This window comes from Halomonas sp. KM-1 (assembly GCF_000246875.1).
Lineage (GTDB): Bacteria > Pseudomonadota > Gammaproteobacteria > Pseudomonadales > Halomonadaceae > Halomonas > Halomonas aerodenitrificans.
This window is the reverse complement of record NZ_BAEU01000110.1, coordinates 1-25405: the sequence shown is the minus strand read 5'-3', so window position 1 is coordinate 25405 and position 25405 is coordinate 1. Positions and strand designations below refer to the sequence as shown.

13 protein-coding genes are annotated in these 25405 nt (G+C 59.8%); 9 read left to right on the top strand and 4 right to left on the bottom strand.

The annotated features are described in order from the left end of the window. Positions 1-7 precede the first annotated feature (7 nt). A complete protein-coding gene (locus B8115_RS11755) occupies positions 8-1996 on the bottom strand; it encodes a TonB-dependent receptor (RefSeq protein WP_010627997.1) in 1989 nt (662 codons plus the stop codon). A 116-nt stretch (positions 1997-2112) separates the two neighbouring features. Between B8115_RS11755 and B8115_RS11750 the strand changes: the two genes are divergently transcribed. After that, entirely contained in the window at positions 2113-3006 is an 894-nt protein-coding gene (locus B8115_RS11750) for a helix-turn-helix domain-containing protein (protein ID WP_158409648.1), read from the top strand. Between the two features lie 55 nt (positions 3007-3061). Continuing rightward, the gene (locus tag B8115_RS11745) at positions 3062-3829 is read left to right on the top strand and encodes an ABC transporter ATP-binding protein (RefSeq protein WP_010627995.1); all 768 of its coding nucleotides are present in this window, start codon (positions 3062-3064) and stop codon (positions 3827-3829) included. 73 nt (positions 3830-3902) lie between these two features. Here the strand turns inward: B8115_RS11745 and B8115_RS11740 are convergent, their stop codons facing one another. Further along, a complete protein-coding gene (locus tag B8115_RS11740) occupies positions 3903-5543 on the bottom strand; it encodes a cyclic peptide export ABC transporter (protein ID WP_010627994.1) in 1641 nt (546 codons plus the stop codon). 637 nt (positions 5544-6180) lie between these two features. On the opposite strand from B8115_RS11740, the gene B8115_RS11735 reads away from it, so the two are divergent. From B8115_RS11735 to B8115_RS11725, 3 genes are all read left to right on the top strand, one after another. After that, complete coding sequence (locus B8115_RS11735) at positions 6181-7107, top strand: ABC transporter substrate-binding protein (RefSeq protein WP_238539213.1); 927 nt, start codon at positions 6181-6183, stop codon at positions 7105-7107. A 505-nt stretch (positions 7108-7612) separates the two neighbouring features. Next, complete coding sequence (gene fhuF / locus B8115_RS11730) at positions 7613-8389, top strand: siderophore-iron reductase FhuF (RefSeq protein ID WP_083861826.1); 777 nt, start codon at positions 7613-7615, stop codon at positions 8387-8389. Between the two features lie 162 nt (positions 8390-8551). After that, entirely contained in the window at positions 8552-10735 is a 2184-nt protein-coding gene (locus B8115_RS11725) for a TonB-dependent siderophore receptor (protein WP_010627990.1), read from the top strand. 243 nt (positions 10736-10978) lie between these two features. Here B8115_RS11725 and B8115_RS11720 read toward each other — a convergent pair whose 3' ends face one another. After that, entirely contained in the window at positions 10979-11203 is a 225-nt protein-coding gene (locus tag B8115_RS11720) for a hypothetical protein (RefSeq protein ID WP_010627989.1), read from the bottom strand. Between the two features lie 153 nt (positions 11204-11356). On the opposite strand from B8115_RS11720, the gene B8115_RS11715 reads away from it, so the two are divergent. From B8115_RS11715 to B8115_RS11700, 4 genes are all read left to right on the top strand, one after another. Then, positions 11357-12463 (top strand): GNAT family N-acetyltransferase, encoded by a 1107-nt coding sequence (locus tag B8115_RS11715; protein WP_010627988.1) that lies wholly within the window; start codon positions 11357-11359, stop codon positions 12461-12463. Between the two features lie 24 nt (positions 12464-12487). Then, positions 12488-13792, top strand: coding sequence for a lysine N(6)-hydroxylase/L-ornithine N(5)-oxygenase family protein (locus tag B8115_RS11710; RefSeq protein WP_010627987.1), 1305 nt, complete (start codon positions 12488-12490; stop codon positions 13790-13792). Between the two features lie 236 nt (positions 13793-14028). Further along, positions 14029-16161 (top strand): TonB-dependent siderophore receptor, encoded by a 2133-nt coding sequence (locus B8115_RS11705; protein ID WP_010627986.1) that lies wholly within the window; start codon positions 14029-14031, stop codon positions 16159-16161. Positions 16162-16248: 87 nt separating this feature from the next. Beyond that, a complete protein-coding gene (locus tag B8115_RS11700; RefSeq protein ID WP_010627985.1) occupies positions 16249-17157 on the top strand; it encodes an ABC transporter substrate-binding protein in 909 nt (302 codons plus the stop codon). Between the two features lie 195 nt (positions 17158-17352). Here B8115_RS11700 and B8115_RS11695 read toward each other — a convergent pair. Beyond that, positions 17353-25405: amino acid adenylation domain-containing protein (locus tag B8115_RS11695; protein WP_010627984.1), on the bottom strand; the 8053-nt coding region annotated here is incomplete at its 5' end.

Sequence of the window (25405 nt, the reverse complement as noted above, 5' to 3'; positions counted from 1 at the left end):
GGCCGGCTCATAGCGATACCCCCACACGCAGGCCGATTTCGCGGGGGGGACTGTACTCCCGCACGCTGCCATTGAGCAGGCCGACAGCATCGAAGCGACGATCGGCGACATTGTTGACGTAGGTTCCCAACGACCAAGGCCCGTGGCGATAGCCAACAGCCAGATCCAGCAGGGCGTGCCCGGAGCGACGGTTGCGGTTGGACGCATCCAGGTAGGTCTTGCCCATGCCGCTGAGGTTGGCCTGGGCATACCAGTCCTGGGGCGAATCGTAGCGCAGCCCCAGCCGACCGCTGATGTCCGGCGCAAACGGGTTGCGATTGCCGGCATGGTCACCGCTCAGATCTTCGAACTCACGAAAGCGCGTGCGATTCAGCGCCAGCCCCGCCTGCAGCGTCCAGTGGCCACCCAGCAGATAATCGAGATCCAGTTCCACACCCCGCGAGCGTGCCGCGGCGGCATTGCTGATCAGCACACTTCCGGGCTGGAGGACCTGCTGCACCTGCATGTCGTCGATGCTCATCCAATAGCTGGCCACCCCATAGCGCAGCCGTTGAGACAGCGCCGTGCCCTTGATGCCCAGCTCGTAGGAAGCCACTTCTTCCGGTGCATAGCTCGGGTAGTCGCTGGCGGGCGAAAAGGCATTGAAACCGCCAGCGCGAAAACCCTCGGCATAGCGGCCGTAGAGCCAGTCGTCATCCCCCAAGCGGTACTGCAGCGCCAACTGCGAGGTCACGTCGCGCCAGCGCTCGCTGCGCCGCTCGGCTCCCTGGGGCGTCAAGGCCACGCGGCTCTGCTCCAGGCGCAAGCCAGGCGTCAGGCGCCAGCGCTCCCCCAGCGGCAGCGTCCACTGCCCGAACAGCGCCAGGTTTTCTCCCTCCAGCAGCGCCCGATTGCGCTGCGCGCCCATTGGATTGCGTTGCTCGAACTGCAACCGATGGTCGTCACGGTCGCCATACAGGCCCAGCACCCAACTGCTCCCTGCATCGCCCTGGTGCTCCAGGCGCAGCTCCTGGGAAAGCGTGGTGAAATTCTGATCGCGTTCCACACCAAAGCGCTGGGCCGGTGTCAGGTCGGTCTCCTGAGCAACACGATCGCGAGTCTCCCGCCGAGCGGTAATGGCGCGCAGCGTCAGTTGTGGGGCCAGGGCATGGCGTATGTCCAGGGAGAGGTCCTGACCGGACGAACGATTGCGGCCGGGATCGACGGAGTCGACATGACGAGAGTCTCGCGCGGCAGGCCCCCAGGGCGCTGCCCCATCGCGATAGTGCCGCTGGCCATGGCGCAGCGTCAGCTCGGTTCCCTGTGCAGGCAGCCAGTGCAGGGCCAAGCGACCGCTCCAGCGCTGGCGATCGTCTGCTGCTCCATCTTGAGCCAGGTTCTCTACATAGCCGTCCTGCTGACGCGCCTCGCCGCTGACGCCCAGATAAAGCCGCTCGGGCACCAGCGCCTGAGCGGCATCAAGGCGCAGTGCGCGGAGGTCACGGCTGCCGAATACACTCTCCAGCTCTGCATAAGGAGCCTCATCGGGCGGCCGGGTGTGCAGGCTGATCACGCCGGCCTCGGCATTGCGGCCGTAAAGCGTCGACTGCGGACCACGCAGCACCTCGACCCGCTCCACGCCCAGCAGGTCGTGATCGAACCCCTGCCCGGTCACCACCGGTACGCCGTCGATCAGCATCAACACCGAGGAGGAGAAGGCTGTGGCCCCCGAGGTCAGCCCACGCATTACCGGCAGCGCCGTTCCTGATTGGCCGAAGGGCTGGAAACTCAGCCCTGGCGCTTGTCGGGCCAGATCCTCCACGCGGCTGGCCCCACCGTCCGCCAGGGTTGCACCCCAGACCACGGCCAGGCTCGATGGCACCTCCTCTTCGCTCTGAACCACTTTGCTGGCCGTAACCGTAACCGCCGGCAGCACGTCCTCCTGAGCGGCTGCGCCGAACGCCCAGCTTCCCACCAGCAGCATTGCCGCCCCACCCCACCAGCCACTGCGTTGCATCGCTCGCCTCCTTCGACCGGGTATCTCCCGCTGGTACGGGAGCTCTCGAAGGAGTAGGCTAACGACAAACGCGATCAATTATCATGATCATTCATATGCAAAGCGATCCGCTTCCTATGCAATACGGTGCCTCAGGCAACAGCCGCGACTTCCTGCAGCAAGGCACCTGGCTCCATCGGCTCGACGACGGTCTTGCGCTGGCGTTCACGCGCTGCCGCCCGCCCCGGGCCTTGATCGAGACGAGCCACACCCCACACGCCGAAGCAGGGATAATTCTGACCTTCGGCCTGCAGGGGAGCTCCGAGTATCGGGAGTGCTGCGGGCCTCGGGTCGACTTCTGCCGCGGCCATACCACGGTCACCGCGTTCGACCACAGCCGAGGCGAGCGCCGCATGCCGGCCGGCGACCCCGTGCTCCAGCTACGCCTTATCGCCAGTGCCGAATGGTTGACCCGTTACCTGGGCAAGAGCAGCCAGGCCACGCTGCCCACCTCCAGCGGAATTCGCACTCTGGCCTTCCGGCCCACACCCGCAAGCAGTGGCGCGCACCTCCAGGCACTGCGAACCCTGCTCCAGACGAACGGTTCGCGCATCCAGTTACACATCCATGCGCTCAGCCTGATGGGGGAGCAACTCGAGACCGTGCTGCCGACTCCGACTCCGGCTGCGCCTGCCAAGGGGCGCATGACGACGGCTGACGCCGAGCGCATCCACCAGGCCCGGAATATCATCGTGGAGGAACTGGACACCCCGCTGACCCTGGCCTACCTGGCGGCCCGGGTGGGACTGGGGGAGCAGAAACTCAAGGCGGGATTTCAGCACCTGTTCGACATCACGCCAGGCCGCTTCCTCCACGAGCAGCGTATGCGCCACGCCCACCGTCTGCTGGAAAGCGGCCAGCAAGTGGCTCAGGCCGCCTATGCCACCGGGTATCGCCATCCCAGCAACTTCAGCGCGGCCTTCTCGGGTTTTTTCGGCTACCCCCCGAAAGCCGTAAAGCATGGTAGATAAAGCCAACGATTCTCGTTTACCCTATGCAGATCGATTCTACGTGCAAGGAACTCCCATGTTCGAGGTCAAGGACGCTACCTTCGAGGTAAATGGCAAGCGCCTGCTCCAGCCGGTGACCCACCACTTCTCGGAAGGCAAGGTCTACGGTTTGATCGGGCACAACGGCTCGGGTAAATCGACCTTGGTCAAGCTGCTCGCCCAGCAGCAGCCCGTCAGCCAGGGTGAGGTGCTACTGGATGGCCGCCCCGTGCGTGACTGGGGCCAGCGTGAATTTGCCCGCCGGGTGGCCTATCTGCCCCAGCACCTGCCGAGCGCCGAGAATCTCATCGGGCGCGAGCTAATCAGCTTCGGGCGTTACCCTTGGCATGGGCTGCTGGGCCGCCATACCGCCGAGGATAAAGCCGCCGTCGAGCGCGCCATCGAGCTCAGCCATACCGAGGCCTTCGCCGACCGCCTGGTGGATACCCTCTCCGGCGGCGAGCGCCAGCGCGTATGGCTAGCCATGCTGCTGGCCCAGGAGAGCCGCTTCCTGCTGCTCGACGAACCGCTGGCCGCGCTAGATATTTCTCACCAGATGGAAGTGCTGGCACTGATTCGCAAGCTGTGCGACGAACTCAAGCTGTGCGTGATCATCGTGCTCCACGACATCAACATGGCCTCACGCTACTGCGACGAACTGCTCGCGCTACACACAGGCCGGGTGCTGGCCCACGGCCCCCCCGCGGAAATGATGACCGACGCCACCCTGGAAGCCATCTACGGCTTGCCCATGCAGGTCATGTCGCATCCCAACGGCGAGCATCGTATTGCTGTGGCGTGCTGATTGCGCAAGCAATCATAGAATCAAACTCGCCTTCGTCTGAAGGCGAGTCATCAACTGCCCATCAGCTCGTCGTCTACGAGGCCACCGGAGACACCGGTGCTTCACTCGCAGAGGGTTCGGTCAATCTGAGCTTGCCACTCTCCAGCCGCACCAGACGGTCAGCGAGGGGGAAGTAGCGGTCGTCGTGGGAGATCACCAGCACGGCCTTGCCCATGCGTTTCAATTCGGGCAACACCTCGCGGTAGAACACCTCCTTGAACAGCGGATCCTGATCCGCCGCCCACTCGTCGAAGACCAGGAAGGGGCGATCCTCCAGATAGGCCACCACCAGTGCCAGGCGTTTGCGCTGGCCCTGGGACAGCGCCTGGGTGGAGAAGGCGCCGTTCTCGACCCGTACCTTGTGCTGCAGATGCAGCTTGGCCAACAGGCGGTTGCCCTCCTGGTCGAGATCGGCACGCGGCGCCTCCAGCAGCCGCTCGAACAGATGAAAGTCGGAGAACACCACCGAGAACAGCTGCCGATAGGCATCGCGATTATGCGCCTCGATGCGCTCGTCATTGAGCCATATCTCACCGCCTTCCGGGGGATAGAGCCCCACCAGCAGCTTGGCCAGGGTGGTCTTGCCGCTGCCGTTGCCGCCCACCAGGAAGACGATCTCGCCGGGCTCGAAGGTCAAGTCGATGGGCCCCAGCTCAAAGACGTCGTCACTCTGCTCATGGTAATAGCCGTGGGTGACCCCCTTCAGCATCAGGCGCTCCAGCCTGGCCGGTGCGGCCCCCTCGGCAGTGCCCTCCGCCTCAGGCATGTCCGCGGTGAGCTCGCCGATACGCGTGGCCGAAACACGCGCCAGATTGGCGCGGGGAATGTTCATCAGTAGCGCCTCCAGCGGCGTCACCATGAACACGAATACCAACGCGAAGCCGGTCATCACCCGGGTCTGCTCCTGGCCGCCCCCCACCAGCACGAACAGCACCAAGCCGATGAAGGCATAGATCAGAAACTGCCCCCAACTGGTCGAGATCACGAACAGCGACATGCCCCGGGTGCGCAGGCGCCGCACGCCGTCGATGGAGGCCTCCAGCACCTCGCCGATGAAGGCCCCTCGCTTAGGCCGATTGAGGCGTAGCTCCTTGGCGCCGTCGGTGAGAGCGCGGAAGTGGCCGAACAAGCGGTCCTGCTCGGTCGATGCCTGATCGAGCAAGCGAATGGCTCGCAGGTGCGCCAGGTGGTAGCCGATGGACCCCAGGCCGATCACGGCGATGGCCATCAAGAAGATCTGCCAGGAGAGCAGCGCCAGATAACACAGGCAGCCTACCACCACCACCGTGTTGGTCAGGATCACCGGCAGGCTGACGAAGAACTGCGCCACATTGGTGCTGTGCTCCGACAGTGCTGACTGCACCCGGGCACTGCCCACCCGCTCGAGATGACGATAGTCGGCGGCGGCGACACGCCTGGAGATGAAGCGGCGCAACTCCGCCAGGGCGTGCTGCCCCAGGCGTTCGAACAGCACTGCAGACGTCATGCGGCTCAGCATCAGTGCCACCGCCACGGCGGCAAAGATCCAGGCGATACGGGCGCGGCTTTCCGCATCGCTGGTCAAGGCGGCGTTGATCTGCGTGATCAACAACACGCTGCATAGCCCCGCGGTAACGCTGGCCAGCGTTGCGGCCAGCATCAAAGCGCGGGAACGACGAATCAGATAGGAGAGCACAGCGACCTCACTCGAACGGGAAACCTATTTAGCTGACGAGCGACGTCCCGAAAAAGTTACTCGACAAGACAACAAAATATAAACAAGGCGCATTCTCATTCGTCGTCAAGGTGAGCAGGCCACTTGCCTTCGTAAGCCCCCTGACAGGAGCCCGGCAGTGTCTACCACCACTCAAGAAGAACCGCATACCACGCCGCAAAGCATGGCAGCCAACGGGTTCGTCTCCTACCCCCATGGCGTGCCGCATCGGCGCCTCAAGTCCTCGCCAGTGCGCAAGCAACAGGTCGTCGATAGCCGTCAAACAGGCATTCGGCACATCCCTACTCAGCCCCTATGTACGTCCAGGCTACGCTTGTAATACGTCACGTCGCCGAAGAAACCCAGTGGTGTGTCGGGTGTGTCGCTGTCCATAGGCCCAACAACGTCAGCGCGGCCTTCTCGGATTTCTTCAGCTATACCCCGAGCCGTATAGCATGGTAGATAAAGCCAACGATTCTCGTTTACCCTATAGGGATCGATTCTGCTGGATGGCCGCCCCGTGCGTGACTGGAACCAACGCGAATTCGCCCGACGGGTGGCCTATCTGCCCCAGCCCTGCCGAGAGCCAAAAACCTCGTCACGAGCGAGCTGATCGCCTTTGGCTGCTACCCTTGTTCTTCACGCCACTCTCTGGCTGCACTTACGTATGACGCATAAAATTCAATGCTTGGCAGTTGCGGTACTGATAGCGACTTTGGCGATACCTTCACCCTGCTTGGGCGGCGTTGCCCGCACACACCCATCAATTGCCGCTCTCGATTCACGCATCATCGAGACTCTTCTTGCGATGGGAATCACCCCAGTAGCGCTCATAGACCCGGAAACTCAGCATTTCGCGCCTTCCCAGGCAGCACAAGCCATCAATCTCGGAATGCTGATGCAGCCCAACCTGGAGCTTCTTGATCAAGCATCGCCTGAGCTGATCCTGACCTCACCAAGTTTCATGCATGCGGCGTCCCGATTCCCCACAGCCACGGTCGAGCGTTTGACCCCCTACAGTCCCGACGACGAGGCCAACAGTTGGCAACGCATGACGCGCTTCACAAGAAACCTGGGACACCTCATCGGCGAAGATCCCCGCGCAGAGCAACTGGCCCAAGAAGCCGAAGCAGATCTTTGTTCGTTGAGGGCTAGGCTTTCCGGGCAACAGACTCCCCCATTGCTTGTCGTTCGCCTTATGGACCACCATCATGCCAGAGTGTTTGGTCAAAACAGTCTATTCCACGGAGCTTTGGAAGAACTCGGACTAACCAATGCTTGGCAAGGCCCAGACAACCATTGGGGCATGACCTTAGTCACCATCGATGAATTGATGAACATCGATGCCCGCCTGGTGATACTGGAAAGCCCTTATGCCACCAGCGCCATTCGCGAGCAATTCACTGCGAATGGCATCTGGCAGCATTTACCGAGCATACGGCGTGGCGATGCGATTTACCTACCAGCGACGTTCAGCCACTTCGGCGCCCTACCCTCTGCCTATCATTTTGCTGACATTCTCGTCGAGGCACTGACAACACCATAGCTGCCTTGAGGTACCGCTCAAGTAGCAGCGGTCTTCTTCACGATCCTCAAGCGCCAGGCGCTTACGTTGCCCTTGTGACAGCGCCTGGGTCGTGAAGGCGCCGTTCTCGACCTGCACCTTGTGCTGCAAAATGCAGCTTGGCCAGGGCGGTCTTGCCACTGTCGTTGCCGGCCACCAGGAAGACGATCTCGCCAGGCCCGAAGGTCAAGTCGATGGACCCCAGCTCGAAGACCTCGTCACTCTGCTCATGGTAGTAGCAATGCCTGACACCTTTCAGTGACGAACTCTCCAGTTCAGCCGGAACCGGCACCAGGCCGATGAGCCTGGCATTTCCCCATTGCAGCAGTCAGTGAAGAAGCTGATGCGTGGCAAGCAATGCCACAGATTGTAATACGAATGATTATTCACTACCATTGCGTGTTATTTTTATTCCAATGCTTTGAATACTTGGCTCTGCGTGCGCTCCCAAGCAGACCTCCATCAACTGCCGACGCGACACTGCCACATGATCGAACTACTGACCCCTGTCTTCCAGGGCGAGTGGGCTCACCATGGTGAAGCACTGATCTGCAGCAAGACCGCAGGAAGCCATGCATACCGACTTGCCGACCTGCTCGACCGACCTCGAGAGATCGATGACATCCTGACAAGGCGGGCTCGTTTCGTCGGTTGCGACGACTTGCGTCCCGTAGCAGCGGTCTGGTTGCTGAAATACGTCACCCTGCTGGTCCCCCCCGTCGCTGTGGCCGCATCGGTACTGGAGCATGGATTTCCCGTCGATCCTAAGGACATTTCGGTGATGTTGGACGACGATGCAAAGCCGGTAGCCTTCGTCATTCCGCATCTCGGCGAGAGCATTGCCGGTCTCGATACCCAGCGACGCTATGCCCCACTGCTCCAGGAGCACCTGGAGCCGCTGATTGGCTATCTCTCCACGCGAGCACGGGTCCCGGCCAAGATTTTATGGGGAAATACCTCCCGGCGACTGGAAACCATCCTGACCCTGGCACAGCAATTGCCCGGCCATCCTGCCGACACCGCCCAACGGGCTGCCCGCGACAAGGAATACCTGCTGGAACGGCGGACATGGCCGGACGGCCAACGCAACCCAATGTTCGGCCACAAACGCCAGGCGACCCGGATCACCGAAAACGGTGAGGTGCCAGTACGTCTGCACCGACAGTGCTGCCTCGATTACCTCCTGCCAGGAGGGAGTTACTGCGGCCTCTGTCCTCTTTCCCCCGAATTTCGCAAGCGCAAAGGAGCTACTTCTCCCTCATGAACCATTAGCCAGCCTGGATACCAAGCACTGCAAGGCCATCCCTGGCAGCCAGTCACTTGGGGGTTTCCATCCAGTCACATATTGCACATTTATGATAACAATTATTATTACGATTAGCCCGGGAGAAAACTACCCCTGCCATGACAACATTGGAGACCAAAAATGCATCAACCCCCTTTACGCAGGCCCCTTCTGACCATTGCCATCGCTGCCGCCTGCGGCACCGTGCTGGCACCATTCCCCTCTATCGCTCTAGCGCAGAATGCCTCCGCGGATGACGCAGAGACAGGCCAGCAGCTCGACACTGTAACTATTTACGGCACCCTCCCGTCCCGCTATGAAGGGCGGTACGCCGACACGGCACTGCGCATTCCCAAGGACATTGCCGAAGTACCACGCACCATCGACGTCATTCCCGAACAGTTCCTGCTCGACCAGCAGGCACGGGAAATGGCGGATGCTTTCCGGCTATCGCCCAATATGGTCGTTGGCGACGGCTTTGGCGGTAGTCGTGAGCATACCCTGATCCGCGGCTTCAATCGCAACGACAATATCTACCGCAATGGCGTTCCATCGGGTAATGCCAGTCGTGTGGATCCCGCCACGATCGACAATGTCCAGATCATCAAGGGGCCGGTTGCGGATATCGGGCGGATGTCTCCAGGTGGCATCGTCAATATCGAAACCAAGCAGCCGCAGTTCCAGCGCGAACATTCCGTATCGACGACCTTCGACGAGCATGGCCAGCGCCGTGGCGTAATCGATCTCACCGGCCCGGTCGGCGACAGCCAGAACCTGGCCTACCGCATAACCGGTGCCGCCGAGGATAGCGATACCTTCCGCGATACCACGGTCGACCGGCAGTTCCTGTCGTCTTCGTTGCTCTGGCAGGGCGACTCGGGCGTGCGTATCGGCCTCAACCATGAATACACGCGGGATCGCCGTGAAGTCGACAGGGGGCTGATCACGGTGCCGACCGGCGCTTCGAGGCGCGAGATCGCCGACGTGCCCTTCGATACCCGATACGATGGCGATATCCCCAACGAGCGGGACTCCGAAGTTCATCTTTTCGAGCTCGATGTCACCATCCCGCTGGCCAACCCGGCCTGGGAAATCGACAACAAGCTCTTCTACAGTCGGGAAACCAGTGAAGATATCAAGGCTGAAGTCGCCTCTGTCGGCCCAGATAGCGGCCTTCCTGATGACGTGTTGGCCAGGAGAGTGATAAACAACAGGGATCAGGAAATTGTACATAGATTCGCCCGCTCCCAGCTCATTGGCGAGATCGACACAGCCATACCAATGCGGCTGGCAACGGGTGTCGAATATCGTGAATACAATCAGGAGTGGAAAAACTTTTCCGGCAATATCCAGGCAGGCGGAACAGTCAGCAACCCTGATTCATTCTCACTAGTAAACGATATTGGCACACCTAGCCGCGCCCAGTTCTCCGATGCCTCGATAAAGTCCTATGGCGTATTTTCCGCCACCGAATTCTCATTGACCGACACGTTGACACTGGACCTCGGCCTCAGATACGAGCGATTCGAAAACGACTACCATAACGAAAACTTGCTGACGGGGGTAACCACCGACTTGGATTCGGGAAGAATGAACAAGCTGACCAAGGGACTCGGACTGGTGTGGGAAACGACTCCGGGCTTGAACCTTTATATCAGCTATGCCGATACCTTCGAACCCCAGAATATCTTTTTTGGCGATCAACGGGTCATTGAGCAGAATCCCAGCGAGGGCAGGCAAGTTGAAGCAGGGATGAAATGGAGATCAGCTGACAACCGCTATTTCATCACTGGAGCCATCTTTGATATTCGTGAAGACAATGTCGTCGAGTTCGTCAACGGAGAGCCTGTGCCAACGGGTGGCATCACTTCCAAGGGCGCGGAGGTTTCGGTGGCCGCCAATCCGATCGATGGCTTCAACGTGCGTGGTGGGGTCGGCGTACTGGATGCCGAGATAGATAGCGACAATGACGCAACGGATGGCAACCGCCCGCGTAACGTGCCGAAGACTACCGCCAGTCTGTGGGCAAGTTACGAATTCCAGAACCCAGAAAGCGCCCTCAGGGGGCTGGGAATAGGCAGCGGTATCACCTATGCCAGCAACCGCTATGGGGACAATACACACTCCTTCGAACTTGGCGACTATACCATTCTCGACACCGGCCTCTGGTACTACCTACCGGTCGGAAATGGCAACCGCCTGCGCTTCGACCTAGGCGTCAAGAACGTCACCGATGAGGAGTATATCGTTGCGTCCGGTGGTAACACTCGGATCAGCGTCGGCAACCCCAGAACATTCTTTGGCGGTATTCGCTTCGAGTTCTGATGAAGCCCTAATGCTAAAACATAGGCAGGGGGCTAAGCCCCCTGCCTACAACTAAACAACCACTCCAATTAAAATGAAAAATGTGATCATGTTTGCCGCTCTCCAACCGCGCCAGCCAGGGAAATAGCGGTCGTCGTGGGAGATCACTTCCTTGAATAGCAGATCTTGGTCCGCAGCCCACTCGTCGAAGACCAGGTCCTCCCAATAGCCACCACCAGTAGCGCGCAACTCCGCCAGGGCGTGCTACCCCAGGCGTTCGAACAGCACTACAGACGACATGCGGCTCAGCATCAATGCCACCGCCACGGCGGCAAAGAGCCAGGCGATACCGGCGCGGCTTTCTGCATCGCTGGTCAAGGCAGCGTTGATCTGCGCGATCAACAACACGCTGCATAACCCCGCCCCTACGCTGGCCAGGGTTGCGGCCAGCATCAAGGCGAGGGAACGACGAATCAGAAAGGAGAGCACAGCGACCTCACTCGAACGGGAGACCTATTTAGCTGACGAGCGACACCCCGGAAAGTTATCGACCGACGACAAAAATTAAACAAGGCGCATTCTCATTCGTCATCAAGGTGAGCAGGCCACTTGCCTTCGCGAGCCCCTGACAGGAGCCCAGCAGTGTCTACCACCGTTCAAGCAGAACCGCATGCCACGCCGCAACGTACGGCAGCCAACGAGTTCGTCTCCTACCCCCATGGCGTACCGCATCGGGTCGACCACGATGCCGAAGCCCATCGCCTGCATGTCGAGAGCGACCGTCACAGCGCCACCTGGCGCCTGGACAAAAACGCCGGCCGGCTGGCGCTCACCTGGCCTACCAGCAGCGCCCCACCACACGCTGCCACCCTCGCGGCCATCGAGACCGCCTTTGCCTTGCATCCCGACAGCCAGACATTGCAGCTGCAGGTGCCGGAGGCCATGTACCCATCGCTGCGCCATACCGGCATCGTGGTGGACGATAGTGAGGGAGTGCCCTGGGTGCCCGCCGAGCTGTTCTGGCAACAGCCTGACCTGTGGCTTCCCTCCCCCAAGTCACTACCCTATCCGCAGCAGCCGATCTCGAGCGATGGTCGACGCCATCCGCGCCGCCCCCCCAAGCCCGTTGGCACCGTCTATAGGCGCCATATCCCCTGGCTGAATGCCACTCTGAGCTTTCGCGTTCTCGACCTGGAACACGACCTCGAGCGCTTCAGCCGCTGGATGAACGATCCGGTGGTGGCTCACTTCTGGGAGGAGCAAGGCGACCTGGCCCAACATCGCCAACGCTTGGAAGCAACCCTACGCCATCCCAGCGCCCTGCCGCTGATCGCTTGCTTCGATGACCAACCCTTTGGCTATTTCGAGGTCTACTGGGCCAAGGAGGACCGCCTCGGCACGTATTACGCTGCCGACGACTTCGACCGCGGCTGGCACCTGCTGATCGGCGAGGCCGCCTTCCGTGGCTCACCCTATGTCGCCGCCTGGCTGCCTTCCATCTCCCACTACCTGTTCCTGGACGACTGCCGCACCCAGCGCCTGGTCATCGAGCCTCGCGTGGACAACGCCAAGATGCTCCACAACCTGGCGCGCTGCGGTTACGCCCACCTCAAGGCATTCGACTTCCCGCACAAGCGGGCCATGCTCGGCATGCAGCTACGCGAGCACTTCTTCAACGAGCGCAGTTGGATCCCCCAGCCGCCTCACCCCGGATCGACTCCCAGACCCGACCCGCGCTTCTCTCGATAATCACGACACCCACAAGGATTTCACATGCATATTCACGATCTGATCGGTATCGGCTTCGGCCCCTCCAACATCGCCCTGGCCATCGCCCTCGAAGAGCAGGACCAAAGGGGGCAGGCGCGAGATGCCTTCTTCATCGAACGTCAGCCCGCCTTCGCCTGGCACCCGGACATGATGCTCGACCACGCCCATATGCAGATATCCTTCCTCAAGGATCTGGTCACCCCTCGCGCGCCCTCCAGCCACTACACCTTCTTGAACTACCTGCATGCCAAAGGCCGACTGCAGGACTTCATCAACCTGCAGACGTTCTTCCCCAGCCGTCACGAGTTCAACGACTACCTGTCCTGGGTGGCATCGCACTTCGAGGAACGCTGCAGCTATGGCGAAGAGGTCGTCGAAGTGCTGCCACACGGCGAGGGCGATGACATCACGCTGCTACGCGTCTGCTCGCGAGACGCCAACGGCAACCACCACGAGCGCCTGACGCGCTCCCTGGTGATCGGCGTTGGCGGCGCACCCAATGTTCCGCCCTGCTTTGCCGGGCTCTACGACGATCCCAGGGTCTTCCACTCCAGCCACTACCTCAGGGAGCTGGCGCGGCAAAAGTCGCCGCGACGCATCGCCGTGGTCGGCGCCGGGCAGAGCGCTGCCGAGATCTTCCTCGACCTCCACAATCGCCCCGGCATCGAGGTCGACCTGATCACCCGGGCCTGGGCATTCAAACCCTCCGATGACAGCCCCTTCGTCAATGAAATCTTCAACCCCGAGTACACCGACTATGTGTTCAACAACCCCACCGGCCAGCGCCAGGCGCTGATGCAGGAGTACAAGAGCACCAACTACTCGGCGCCCGACCTGGCGCTGATCGAGCAGATCTACAACGTGTTCTACCAGCAGAAGGTCACCGGCGAGACGCGCCATCGCTTCCGCCGCCGCCATGAGGTCACCCACGCCGAATCGACGGAGGACCGCGTGCGACTGGACATCACCGAACTGGATAGCGGCGCCACGGACACGGCCAGCTTCGACGCCGTCGTACTGGCCACGGGCTACCGGCGCGACGTGCACAAAACGCTGCTCGACCCGCTTAAGCCCCACCTCGGCGACTTCGCCGTCGATCGTCACTACCGCGTATTCACCCCACCCCACTTCAAGCCGGCAATCTTCCTGCAGGGCTGCTGCGAGCCCACCCACGGCCTCAGCGATACACTGTTGTCGATTTTGGCGTCACGCACCCAGGAGATCTGCGAAGTGCTCGACGCCACGCTCCCGGCAGCGGGAGAAAGCTACTCCAGTGCTCAGGCAGAAAGCGCATTAAGCACGAACTAGATAGCCATGCATGCAGCCATCGCCACTCCGGCCTGAGCGGCCTGCGTCGGTAGCTCTATCCAAGGCTTCCCATCTTGCATCCCGACATCCGTCATCTCATGCCAGCACGGCGCAGCCTGACTCGGCATGAGTACCTCCGGTTGCATATGGGCGCCTCATCAATGATACTAAATACAAATAATAACAATTCTATTTAAGATTAGGCATCATCAAACGGAACCCCAGAGAACTTCACCATGACCTACCTACTCACCCGCAGAAGTTTATTGGCCACAGCCATAGCCGTCGCCTGTAGTTCTCCCACCATCACACTGGCCCAGGACAGTGATAGTGATGACAATACCCTTCCCACCCTAACGGTAACGGGTGAGCATGTTCATGACGCCACCACCGCAGACACCGGTTCATATACCTCGAACCGGGTTACCATCGGCAAACGGGAGCAGTCACTCAGGGAAACGCCGCAATCCGTCAGCGTTATCACCCGCGAGCGTATGAACGACCAGAACATGACGACGCTCGATGATGTCCTGACCCAAACCACCGGCATCACCAGGCGGAGCTTTGGCCCCACAGCTTCCACATTCCGGTCGCGCGGGTACGAAATCGATACCCTGCTACTGGATGGCAGCCCGATCGACAGCGCGATCGGCGTAACCGATACCATGTTCGATACAGCTGTCATGGATCGTGTAGAAGTCCTGCGCGGCCCGGCAGGACTGATACAAGGTTCTGGCGAACCCAGTGGTACCGTCAATATGGTGCGCAAGCGTGCCCAAAAGGAGTTCGGTTTTGAAACAGCCCTGACTTATGGCTCTTGGGACACCTATCGCGGCGAGATCGACGTTACTGGTGCGCTGGACAAGTCCGGCAGACTACGTGGTCGCTTCGTCGGCGTATACGATGACCGAGACCATTTCATCGATCATGTCTATATCGAAAATACTGTAGGCTATGGCACCCTAGAGTACGATGTCACTCCCAACACCACCCTGTCCGCCGGTATCATGAGCCAGTCCGGCGCCTCCAGGCCTAACTATGGGCTACCGCAGCTTGCCGGAGGTCGATTGCTGAATATCGACCGATCCACGTACCACGGTTCGCTTTGGGACATTAAGGATGAAAGTATTGAGAGATACTTTGCCGAACTAGAGCATCAGCTGGCAAATGGTGGCAGCTTGCGCTTCAGTGCAAATCATATTGAACGAGAATCTGACACTCAACAAAGCACTGCGGGCGTCAGTATTCCTGCATCCAACATGGATGACATCAATATTTGGCAATGGCGTCAACTTAACCCGCGTGAAGACAGTTTTTACGACGCAACACTTTCTACGCCATTCGAGCTTTTTGGCAACTCCCATAACTTTATGATAGGCGCCAGTCACAGAGTGACCGAAGAACAAACCATCTGGGGATCTGGTGACCCGCAATTTATACAACGCAACCTGACCAACCCCGACCCCCATACGCCGAAGCCCACATTCGACATTAACGAAACAAGGAACATTAAGACGGAAGAATCCAGCCTCTACGGCCAGCTGAATCTTTCCATTTTTGATAATTCCACGCTGATCGCGGGCGGTCGTGTCAGCTGGTGGGAAACTCAGGACCGACTGGATTCTTCCAATAACTTCTCAATTGACAGCGAGTTCACGCCCTATGCGGGCTTGATATATGATATCAACGGCCAAGTCTCGACTTATGCCAGCTACACCGAGATCTTCCAGCCGCAAAGTTCACAAACTGTTGAGGGCGACTTCCTCGAGCCACGCAGTGGCAAGCAGCTCGAGCTGGGGCTGAAAGGCGAGCACTTGAATGGGGCATTGAACTGGCATGCCGCAGTCTTCCAGATTACCGATCAGAACCGCAGCGTTGCTGATCTAGCCAACCCAGGCTTCTCGGTTGCCGAGGGAGAAGCCGAGAGTGAAGGCTTCGAGGTTGAAATTACCGGGAGCCCCTTGCCTCGCTGGGATATTTCGGCAGGCTATGCTTATACCAAGACAGAATATGTCAACGACCCGAACCAGGAAGGTCAACCATTTTCCACCGACACTCCAAAGCATGACTTTAAGTTGTGGACGCGCTATCGCTTCTCCGACAACCCTGATCAGGGATGGCGAATCGGGGCCGGCCTCAACTATTCCAGCAGCATCTATGCAGAAGCCATGGATACGCGTTGGCAACAAGGTGGGTACACGACACTCTCCGGCCTGATCGGCTATAGGTTCAATCGTAACCTTGATTTCTCCCTGACAGGCGAAAACCTGACAGACAAGAAGTACTTTGATACATTGAGGGCCAATACTCGCAACAATTACTATGGTGCGCCACGCAACTTTATGCTAACGATGCGCTATCAATACTGAGCAGCAAGGCCGGTGAGGGAGTCTTTCGCACTGGCCTTTCACCTTAGTTACTCATACAATATAGAAAATTGGCAACAGGCATTAAAGATGTTTCATGGACTCGTGTTGGCCTTGAGAAAAAAAAGCGAGCTGCTTGCCCTGGCAGCCGCCATCTCATTCGCCTCTTCGTCTGCACTTGGACAGCAAGCCAGCGATGAAGGCTACATATTGGCCCTTGACTTCGCGATTGCAGAGACTCTTTTCGATATTGCAGACCTGCCAATCGCTATGGGTAGTGTCGATAATTACAAGAGCTGGACTGGAAAAAATTCAACGCCATCAAATCTCGTGGACATAGGTGCCAACCCCAACCCCAACAAGGAATTAATTTCCTCATTAAATCTATTTTCAATACTCGCACCGCTACAATATTCCCACTTGGCGAATGATCTTTCGATACTAGCTCCCGTAGCGCAACTATCCCCTTACAACCCTAGCTCCATGAACAACTGGGAAGGCATGACAACCTTCACCAAGGAAATTGGATCTCACATAAACCGGGAGCAAGAAGCCGACCGATTTATCTCTGAAGCGGAAAACTTGATGGACGGACTGCAAGTCTCAACTTCACTCTTTCCAGAAACCTTACTGGTGATGCAACTTCTTGACGAGAAGCATGTCAGGGTTTACGGAGATAACAGCCTTCCAGGAGCCGTTCTCGATCGGCTTGGATTATATAATGCCTGGAGCGGCCCCTCCAACCGGTGGGGCTTTGCCACCATCAGTATTAGCGAACTATTCAATCATGACGTGCATTTTGTCATCATCGACACCTCTCACTTACAGAGTAAAAGAATCATACAGGAAAATGTGATGAGTAGCGAACTGTGGAATCTTTTACCTAGTGTACAGAAAAACAACATCACCATGCTGAATGCTGAATTTTGGGTATTTGGTGCTATTCCTTCTGCCACGTTTTTTGCAGAATCTTTGGTTAACGCTTTCATTGAAAACTAAGCCGCACACCCACCTTCGGCTGCCAGCTGCCCTTTCCTCCATCGCTAAAGCTCTTTCCACTTCCTTTACGATCCCATACCTTCAGAACAATTCAAGAACTCCACCTTTTTCAATATTCATTGATAAATAAAGTGCGCCAGATAAGTCTGGCGCACTTTCCATGCTCAATAACTCCTGCTTACGAAGGGTTTGGATTCATGGCACCGGCAGTACAGTCTCATGTGTATGCGGATGGCACTCACTACTTTCTAACAACTGCTCTTCTATCTGGGATAGCAAGTCGTCATCAGTAATGATGGAAAAATGATCCTTGGAGGTCCCAATGGAGCGCCTCGGCATACGGTCCAACTGGTTCGTCAGTGCCCCTTGCTCCACTTGCGGTCGTCCCGCCTCCCACCAGCAGTCCGCTTCGCAGCACAACTTCGGTAAGGTATCGGTCTGCAGAGAGAGCCGCTTCAGGTGGCGAGCCACATAGAAGATCCTGGCCAGTTCCTCACTACCCAATGCTGCATAACCCTCCCGTCCGTTCGCCTCATACGATGTCAGCAGCTTCTTCAGCTTAGTCGCAAGTTCCTCGACACTCGGTTCCTCGCTCCGCTCTTCATCATCGCGTTCCAGCATCTCGAGTGAGACTCCCGGCAATATCACCGATACGAAGCCGGCAAAATCTCGTAGCCAGCCGTCCTCGACTCGCCGCCCTGCCCCCGGGACATAGGGGTCCACCAATGCAAGCAAACTCACCCCTTGGCCCTGCTCCTCAAGACGTGCAGCGACCATGGCCGCCAATGTTCCACCTAGGGACCAACCCAGCAACCGATAGGGACCAACGGGCTGCAAGCGACGGATCGTCCCTGCATAGGCATCGGCCATTGCTTCCAGCGAAATGTCTAGATGCTGCGGATCGGTCAGCATTCGGCAAGGCAACCCGTACACAGTGCATTTACCTTGCAGACGTCGGGCCAACGCCTGGTAGTCGAAAACCGTTCCCATAACGGCATGGAGACAGAACAGCGGCGGCTGTTCATGACATTCGCCATTGAGCATGACAGTTCCTTCATGCAAGGCCTCTGTATGTCTACTCATTCCCAACAGGTGGGCAATGGTCGGCTTCTGCATCAAATCGCGTAACTTGAAGTCGAGCTTGGTTTCCTGCAGAGCCTGCGCATGGCTCAACACTTTCAGGCTCAGCAGCGAGTCTCCACCCAGCTCAAAGAAGTTATCGGTTTCTCCGACTCGCTCTACACCCAGCACTTCTTGCCAAATCGCGGCGAGTTGGCGTGCCTCTGGTGTGGAGGGTGGCACGTAATCTCGGACTTCTTCTAGGTGAGGCTTAGGCAACGTCTTGCGATCCACTTTGCCGTTGGCATTCAGCGGCAACGCTTCCAGTGTCACCACGACTGCCGGCACCATGTAATCTGGCAGAAGTCGGCCCAGTCGCTCGCGCAGCGAGGCGGTGTCGAGTTCAGCGCCGGCTTCGGGAACGACGTAAGCCACTAGCCGTGCACTGCCCGGTCCCTCCTGGGCCACCACTACTGCCTCGCGAACCTCTGACTGGGAGAGCAATTCTGCTTCGATCTCGCCAAGCTCGATGCGTAGCCCACGGATCTTCACCTGATGGTCGAGGCGTCCCAGGTACTCGAGCTGGCCATCCTCCCGCCAGCGCACCAGGTCGCCGGTACGGTAGAGACGTTCTCCGGCTGCAAACGGGTCGGCGACAAAACGTTCCGCCGTTAAATCGCTACGATTCAGATATCCTCGCGCCAGACTTACTCCGCCCAAGTACAATTCCCCCACCACACCCGGTGGCACCAGGTTGAGCTCGCCATCCATTACATAGGTGCGGGTACCGGTAATCGGTCGCCCAATGGGAATCTGTCGCTGAGCCTCGTCATGACACCACCAGGAAGTCACATGGATTGTGGTTTCCGTCGGTCCATACAGGTCGTGCAGGTTCGCCCCGTCGAGACGTTCCTGCACTTCCTGCTGAAGTATGGCCGGGACCGCTTCCCCACCACACATGATGTGCTTGAGCCGCGTCCTGGTCTTGACATCGGGATAGGCCAGGAACGCCTTCAGCATTGAGGGCACGAAATTGAGCGTGGTGACGCCGTGGCGCTGGACCAGCTCGATGATGCGCTCGGGATCTCGATGGTCGCCTGGCTGGGCGATTACCAGACGAGCCCCGACACTCAGCGGCCAGAAAATTTCCCATACCGAAACGTCGAACCCAAACGGCGCTTTGTGCAGTACGGCATCGGTATCGGTAAGCCGGTAGGTCTCCTGCATCCACACCATGCAGTTGGTCAAGGCCTCATGACGGATAGCGGCGCCCTTGGGCCGCCCGGTGGAGCCGGAGGTAAAAATCACGTAGGCGAGGTGTTCACCATGCAGTTCCACTTCTGGATTGGTTGATGCATGGTGCACGACTTCCAGACGATCCAGCTCGATGACACTCAGGCCTTCAGTCGACGGTAGTACTTCACGCAGATACTGCTGGGTGAGCAGCAGCGCGATGCCACTGTCTTCGACAATATAAGCCAGCCGCTCGGACGGATAGTCAGTATCCAGCGGCACGTAGGCGCCACCAGCCTTGAGGATCGCCAGAAGCCCCACCATCATCTCGATGGAACGCTCCATGGCGATGCCCACCCGTGTCTCGGGTTTTACACCCAGGCCGATCAGATGGTGGGCCAACTGGTTGGCGCGAGTATTGAGTTCGGCGTAGCTTAGTGTCTGCTCTTCGAAAACCACTGCCCTAACGTCTGGGCTCGTCGCCACCTGGCGCTCGAACAGGCGATGCACGGGGTCGGTACCTGGATTGCGCTGGTGATTGAGCCCCCAGTCAACAAGCTGGCGACGTTCGGCTTCGCTGAGCAGAGCAATTTCGCTCAGTGCCTGCTGCGGAGCCGATTGCAGGCTGGCCACGATGCCGGCAACGGCAGCGCTCATGTAAGCGCACAGCCGCCGTGCGCCGACTGAATTGCTGGCCTGCCCCACCAGTTGGAATCCACTCCGCATGTCATCTACTGACATCACGATCGGGTAATTGGTACGACCACGATTACCCAATACCTCCATTCCTTCCCACGCCCGCCTTGTGGAAGCTTCCTGCTGAGGAGCACTGTAACGATAGTTCAGCAAGGTCGAGAACAGTGGAGTTCCCCCAGGCAGTCCGCTACAGCGTTGCGCCAGGGCGAGGCTCGCATGCTCGTGGTGCAACAGTTCGGTCACCACGTCATGCGTCTGACGCAGGCAATCGGCCACACCTTTCACGCCCAGTCCGATGCGGACAGGTAAGGTGTTGATGAACATCCCCAGCGCCCTTTCGGCACCCTCGGCGCCTTGCATGCGCCCGAACAGCAGGGTGCCGAACACCACATCGTCTCGGCCCGTCGTCTTGCTCAGCACCAGGGCCCATGCCAGATGGAACAGGCTGGCCGTGCTCACGCCATGGCGCTGTGCCTGCTGTCGCACTTGCTGAGCCAACTCGGCCTCCAGCGGCATGCGCACTTCCTCTATGTCGCTGCCATCGCCGCGTACGTCCAGAAGACCGAACGGAGCAGTGGGCTCCTCCACGTCACCCAGCCGTTCTCTAAAGAAGGCTTCGTGCTCTGCCGGGCTCACGCCCAACCTTGCCTGCGCCACGAAGTTTCGGAATGGAAGCGGTTTGGGCAACTCGTCCTCTCGTCCTTGCTGGATGAGGGCGATCTCCTCCACCAGCAGCTCGAGGGTGGTGTGATCCAGCACCAGGTGGTGGCTGGGAAGTTGCAACAACCAGCGCCCTTGCTCGGCGTCTTGTGCCGCAATCGCCCGGACCATCGGCGCCTGGCGTACATCGATGCGGTACTGCTCAGGATCCACATGGGCATTCAGTCGTTCGGCCACGTTGCTCGAGGCATCGGCTTCTTCCCGTTCCAGCCACTCGATCTCCAGCAAGGCGTGTCGATACACCACTTGCACCGGCTCGTGGAGCCCTTCCCACAAGACCGCGGTGCGCAGGATGTCATGACGGGCAATCAGCTGGTTGAAACCGGCAATGAACCGTTCGAGCTGTTCCCGACTACCGAAGCCAAGCAAGCATGGAAGGACATAAGTGTCGCCCACTTGCTGCAGCCGGTGATGGAAAAGGATGCCCTCCTGCAACGGTGCCAGTGGGTAGATATCCTGGATATTGGACGCCCCGCCTGGTACCACGCCTTCTATCCGGCCGATTTCCTCGATATCCAGGTCGATCAGCGTCAGCATCTCCGGCTGGATCGACTGACAGTTTTCCGGAATCCGATTGGGCGGTACGACGAGTTGCTGCCGCTCCGGTGCCTGAGACAGCGCCTTGGCGAAGGCCGCCAGTTCGGGCCACTGAAACAGGGTTCGAACTTGCGCCTCCAGGCCCCGGGCACGCAGGCGCTCGAGCACACCAAGTGCCAGAAGCGAATGCCCACCCAGTTCGAAGAAGTTGTCGTGGCGTCCCACGCGCTCGATGCCCAACACCTCCGACCACATCGCCGCCAGCGCTGCCTCCACTTCGCCTTGCGGGGCGACATACGCCTCTCCACTGCCGACCTCCGGTGCCGGCAGCGCCTTGCGGTCCACCTTGCCATTGGGCGTCAACGGCAAGGCATCGAGCGTCACCATCACACTCGGCACCATATAGTCGGGCAGTTGTTGTCCCAGGCGCTCACGCAGTGCAGCCGTGTCGATCGCGCCATGCGGCTGGGCCACGACATACGCCACCAACCGGGCACCGCCCGGCCCGTCCTGGGTCACCACCACCGCATCGCGGACTTCTTCGACCTCCGCCAGTCGGGACTCGATCTCGCCGAGCTCAAGGCGCTGGCCCCGGATCTTGACCTGCTGGTCGACACGACCGGCGTACTCCAGCACGCCGTCGGCGCGATAGCGGGCCAGATCGCCCGTCCGGTAGAGTCGCTCCCCGGGCGCGTCGGCATGCGGGTTGGGCACGAAACGTTCCGCCGTCAGGCCCGGCCGGTTCAGGTAGCCCCGCCCGACGCCCACGCCGGCGACATACAGCTCGCCGCACACGCCGCTGGGCAACGGATTCAGGTGATCATCCAGAACCAGCAGCCGGGTGTTGTCGGTCGGCTTGCCGATCGGTACCACGGGCGCACGCTCATCATCGTCGGCACGCAGCAGGTGCAGCGACACGTCATCGGCACACTCGGCGGGACCGTAGGCATTGACCAGCGGGATCGACGGATAGCGCGCGAACCATTGGCGTGCCAAATCGGACGTGGAGGCTTCGCCGGTGGGCAGCATCCAACGCAGTGCCGGTAGCTCGGCCGGGGAAGCGGCCAATAGGCTCTGGATCAGTGCGGGCACGCTTTGCAGCACCGTGATGCCGTTGTCGCGAACGTAATCGAGCAGTGCCCCCGGGTCACGCGCGACCTCGCCGGGGACGATCTCGATACAGGCACCACACAGCAGGCCCGCCAGCGATTGCCAGACGGAGATATCGAAACTCAGCGCGGCCGTTTGCGCGATGACATCGCGGGGCGACAGACCCAGATAGGGAATCTTGCTCAATTGGTTGTTGAGCATGCCACGCTGGCTGACCACCACGCCCTTGGGTTCACCGGTTGAACCTGAGGTATAGATGACGTAGGCGGCCTGATCGGGGTGCACCGGGATGGCGACATCGCCCTGCGGATCTTCCGCCGCGGCGAGCTCCTCGAACACGAGCATCCGCGGCGGATGGGACATGCCAGCAAACACCGTTTCGAGACGTGAGGCCTGCTCGGCGGCAACCACCGCTACCGAAGCCCGACTGGACGCCAGCATCGCGGCGATGCGAGGGTCCGGAAGCCGGTGATCCAGCGCCAGGTACGCCCCGCCGGCCTTGAACGTGCCCAGGATCATGCTCGGCAACGCCAGGCCGCGTTCGGCATGCAGCGCCACGACATCATCCTTCTTCACGCCGGCTTGCCGCAGCGCCTGGGCGATACGATTCGAGAGGTCGTCGAGTTCTTCGTAGGTGAGCGTTTCTCCCAGGTGGCGCACGGCGACCCGGTGTGGCTGCTGGTGTACCTGGTCGCGAAACAGGTCGATATAGCCGCGCGCGAAGGGATAAGCGACCGACGGCCCCCGGCATTGCGCCAGTTGCGTCTTTCTCTCATCCGCCGGCAACACCTCCAACTCATGACAAGCCGCGTCGGGCTTGGCGATGATCTGCAGAAGCAGCTGACGGAAGCCGGCCAGCAGGCGCTCGACATCGGAACCGTCGAATTTGCGCGCGTCGTAGGACAACTGCAGCTTCAATTCCTCGCCGGGCACGACAACCACGGTCAAGGGATAGTTGGTATGCGTGCGGTTGCCCTTGACCGCCACCTGGAAATCCCGGCCTTTAACGGCCAGGCCCGCATCTATCGGCGCGTTCTCGAACACGAAGAGGCTGTCGAACAGGCTACGACCACGCGGCACTTCGCCCATTGCCTGGATATCCACCAGCGGCAGGTGCTCGTATTGGCGCATCTCCAGGTTCTTCGCCAGCAACTCATGCAGCCATTCGAGAATCGACGTTTGTGGCGAGGGCAGCGCCACGCGCAGTGGAATCGTGTTGATGAACAGACCAACGGTCTCCTGGATTCCCTCCAGTTCGAGCGGACGCCCGGCCACCGTCACGCCGAACAGGATGTCGTCCGCCTGGGCAAGCCGCCCCAGCAGCAGGGCCCAGGCGCCCTGGACAATCGTGTTGACGGTGAGCTGATGGCGCCGCGTCAGGTCCTGCAATGCCGCACTCTCGGCGTGGGATAGCGAGGCGAACACATCGGCCACCGTGGCGACGCTGTCGAGTGAGCCATGCGGCTTCAGGTAGGGAACCGGCGTCACCGTATCGAAGCCGGCGAGCTCGCGTTGCCAGTAGTCACGTAGCGCGCCTTCATCCTGCTTCTGCAACCAAGCGATGAAATCCCGGTACGGCCGGGGCAGCGCCAGGTCGGTACGAGTCGCATGGCGATGGGTCGTGTAATAGTGGAAGAACTCGGTGAGCAGCAGGGAGCGGCACCAGGCATCCATCAGGATGTGGTGGAAACTCTGCACGAAATAGAAGAGGTCCTCCGCCAACCGGATGAGGCGCACCTTCAGCAACGGCGGGTGCTCCAGGGCGAAGCCTTCGTCGAGTTCCTGGCGCAACAGCGCCGCCAGGCGACGCTCCGCCTCGGGTTCGTCGAGTCCGCTCCAGTCGAGGTACTCCACCGGTGAAGGGACCTTTCGATACACCACCTGCCACTGCATCTCTTCGGTTCGCCAAACGAACCCCGTACGCAGTATCTCGTGACGTTCGACGACGCGCTGCCAGGCTTGCTCGAAGGCGCCCACGTCAATCGACGAGGCGAACCGGTAGCGGTCCTGCATCATGTACATCCCGGAGCCCGGGTTGAGCAGGGTATGCAACAGCAGCCCTTGCTGCATCGGCGCCAGCGGGTAGAGGTCCTCGACGTTGGCGATATCCAATCGCAGGTCGTCGAGCTGCTTCTGACTGAGCCCAGCCAACGGGAAGTCCGAGGGCGTCGCACCCTGTGCGCCGCCGGTGCAGTGCTCGATCAGTGCCTCCAGTTGCGCTTGGAAGCTTGCTCGCAAGGCACGCACCGTTGCCTCGCTGTGAATCTCACGACTGTAGTGCCAGTCAAAGCGTAGCTGGCCATCTTGAACCCAGGCCACCACCTCAATCCAGGTACGGCGCTCACTTTGCGGCGCGCGGGGCTGCCCGGCGCTCTCTTTGGCGAGCCGCCAGGCCCCATCGCCCTGCAGGGAGCGATCCAACTGGCCTAGATAATTGAAGGTGGCCTGGGGGTAGGCACCACTCACCAGCGCGGGCTCTTCTTTCAAATAACGCAGCACGCCGTAGCCGAGTCCCTTGTCGGGCACCTGGCGAAGCTGCTCCTTGATGGCTTTGAGGCTCGAGCCCGGTTCGGTACTGCCCGGCGTCAAACGCACCGGGTAGAGCGAGGTGAACCAACCCACGCTGCGACTGAGATCGATACCATCGAACAGGTCTTCGCGACCATGGCCTTCTAGCTCGACCAGTACGCTGCCTCGCTCCGCCCATTGGCACAGGGCGCTCGATAGTGCAGTGAGAAGCAGGTCATCCACCTGGGTGCGATAGGCTTTATGCACCGGCCCCAGCAGTTGCGTGGTTGCATCAATCGATAAGCTGCTGGCAAGTGATGCGGTATCGGCAACGGTATTGCTGCCCTGGGGGTTCTGTGCCGGAAGGCTAGGCTCTGGCTCTTCG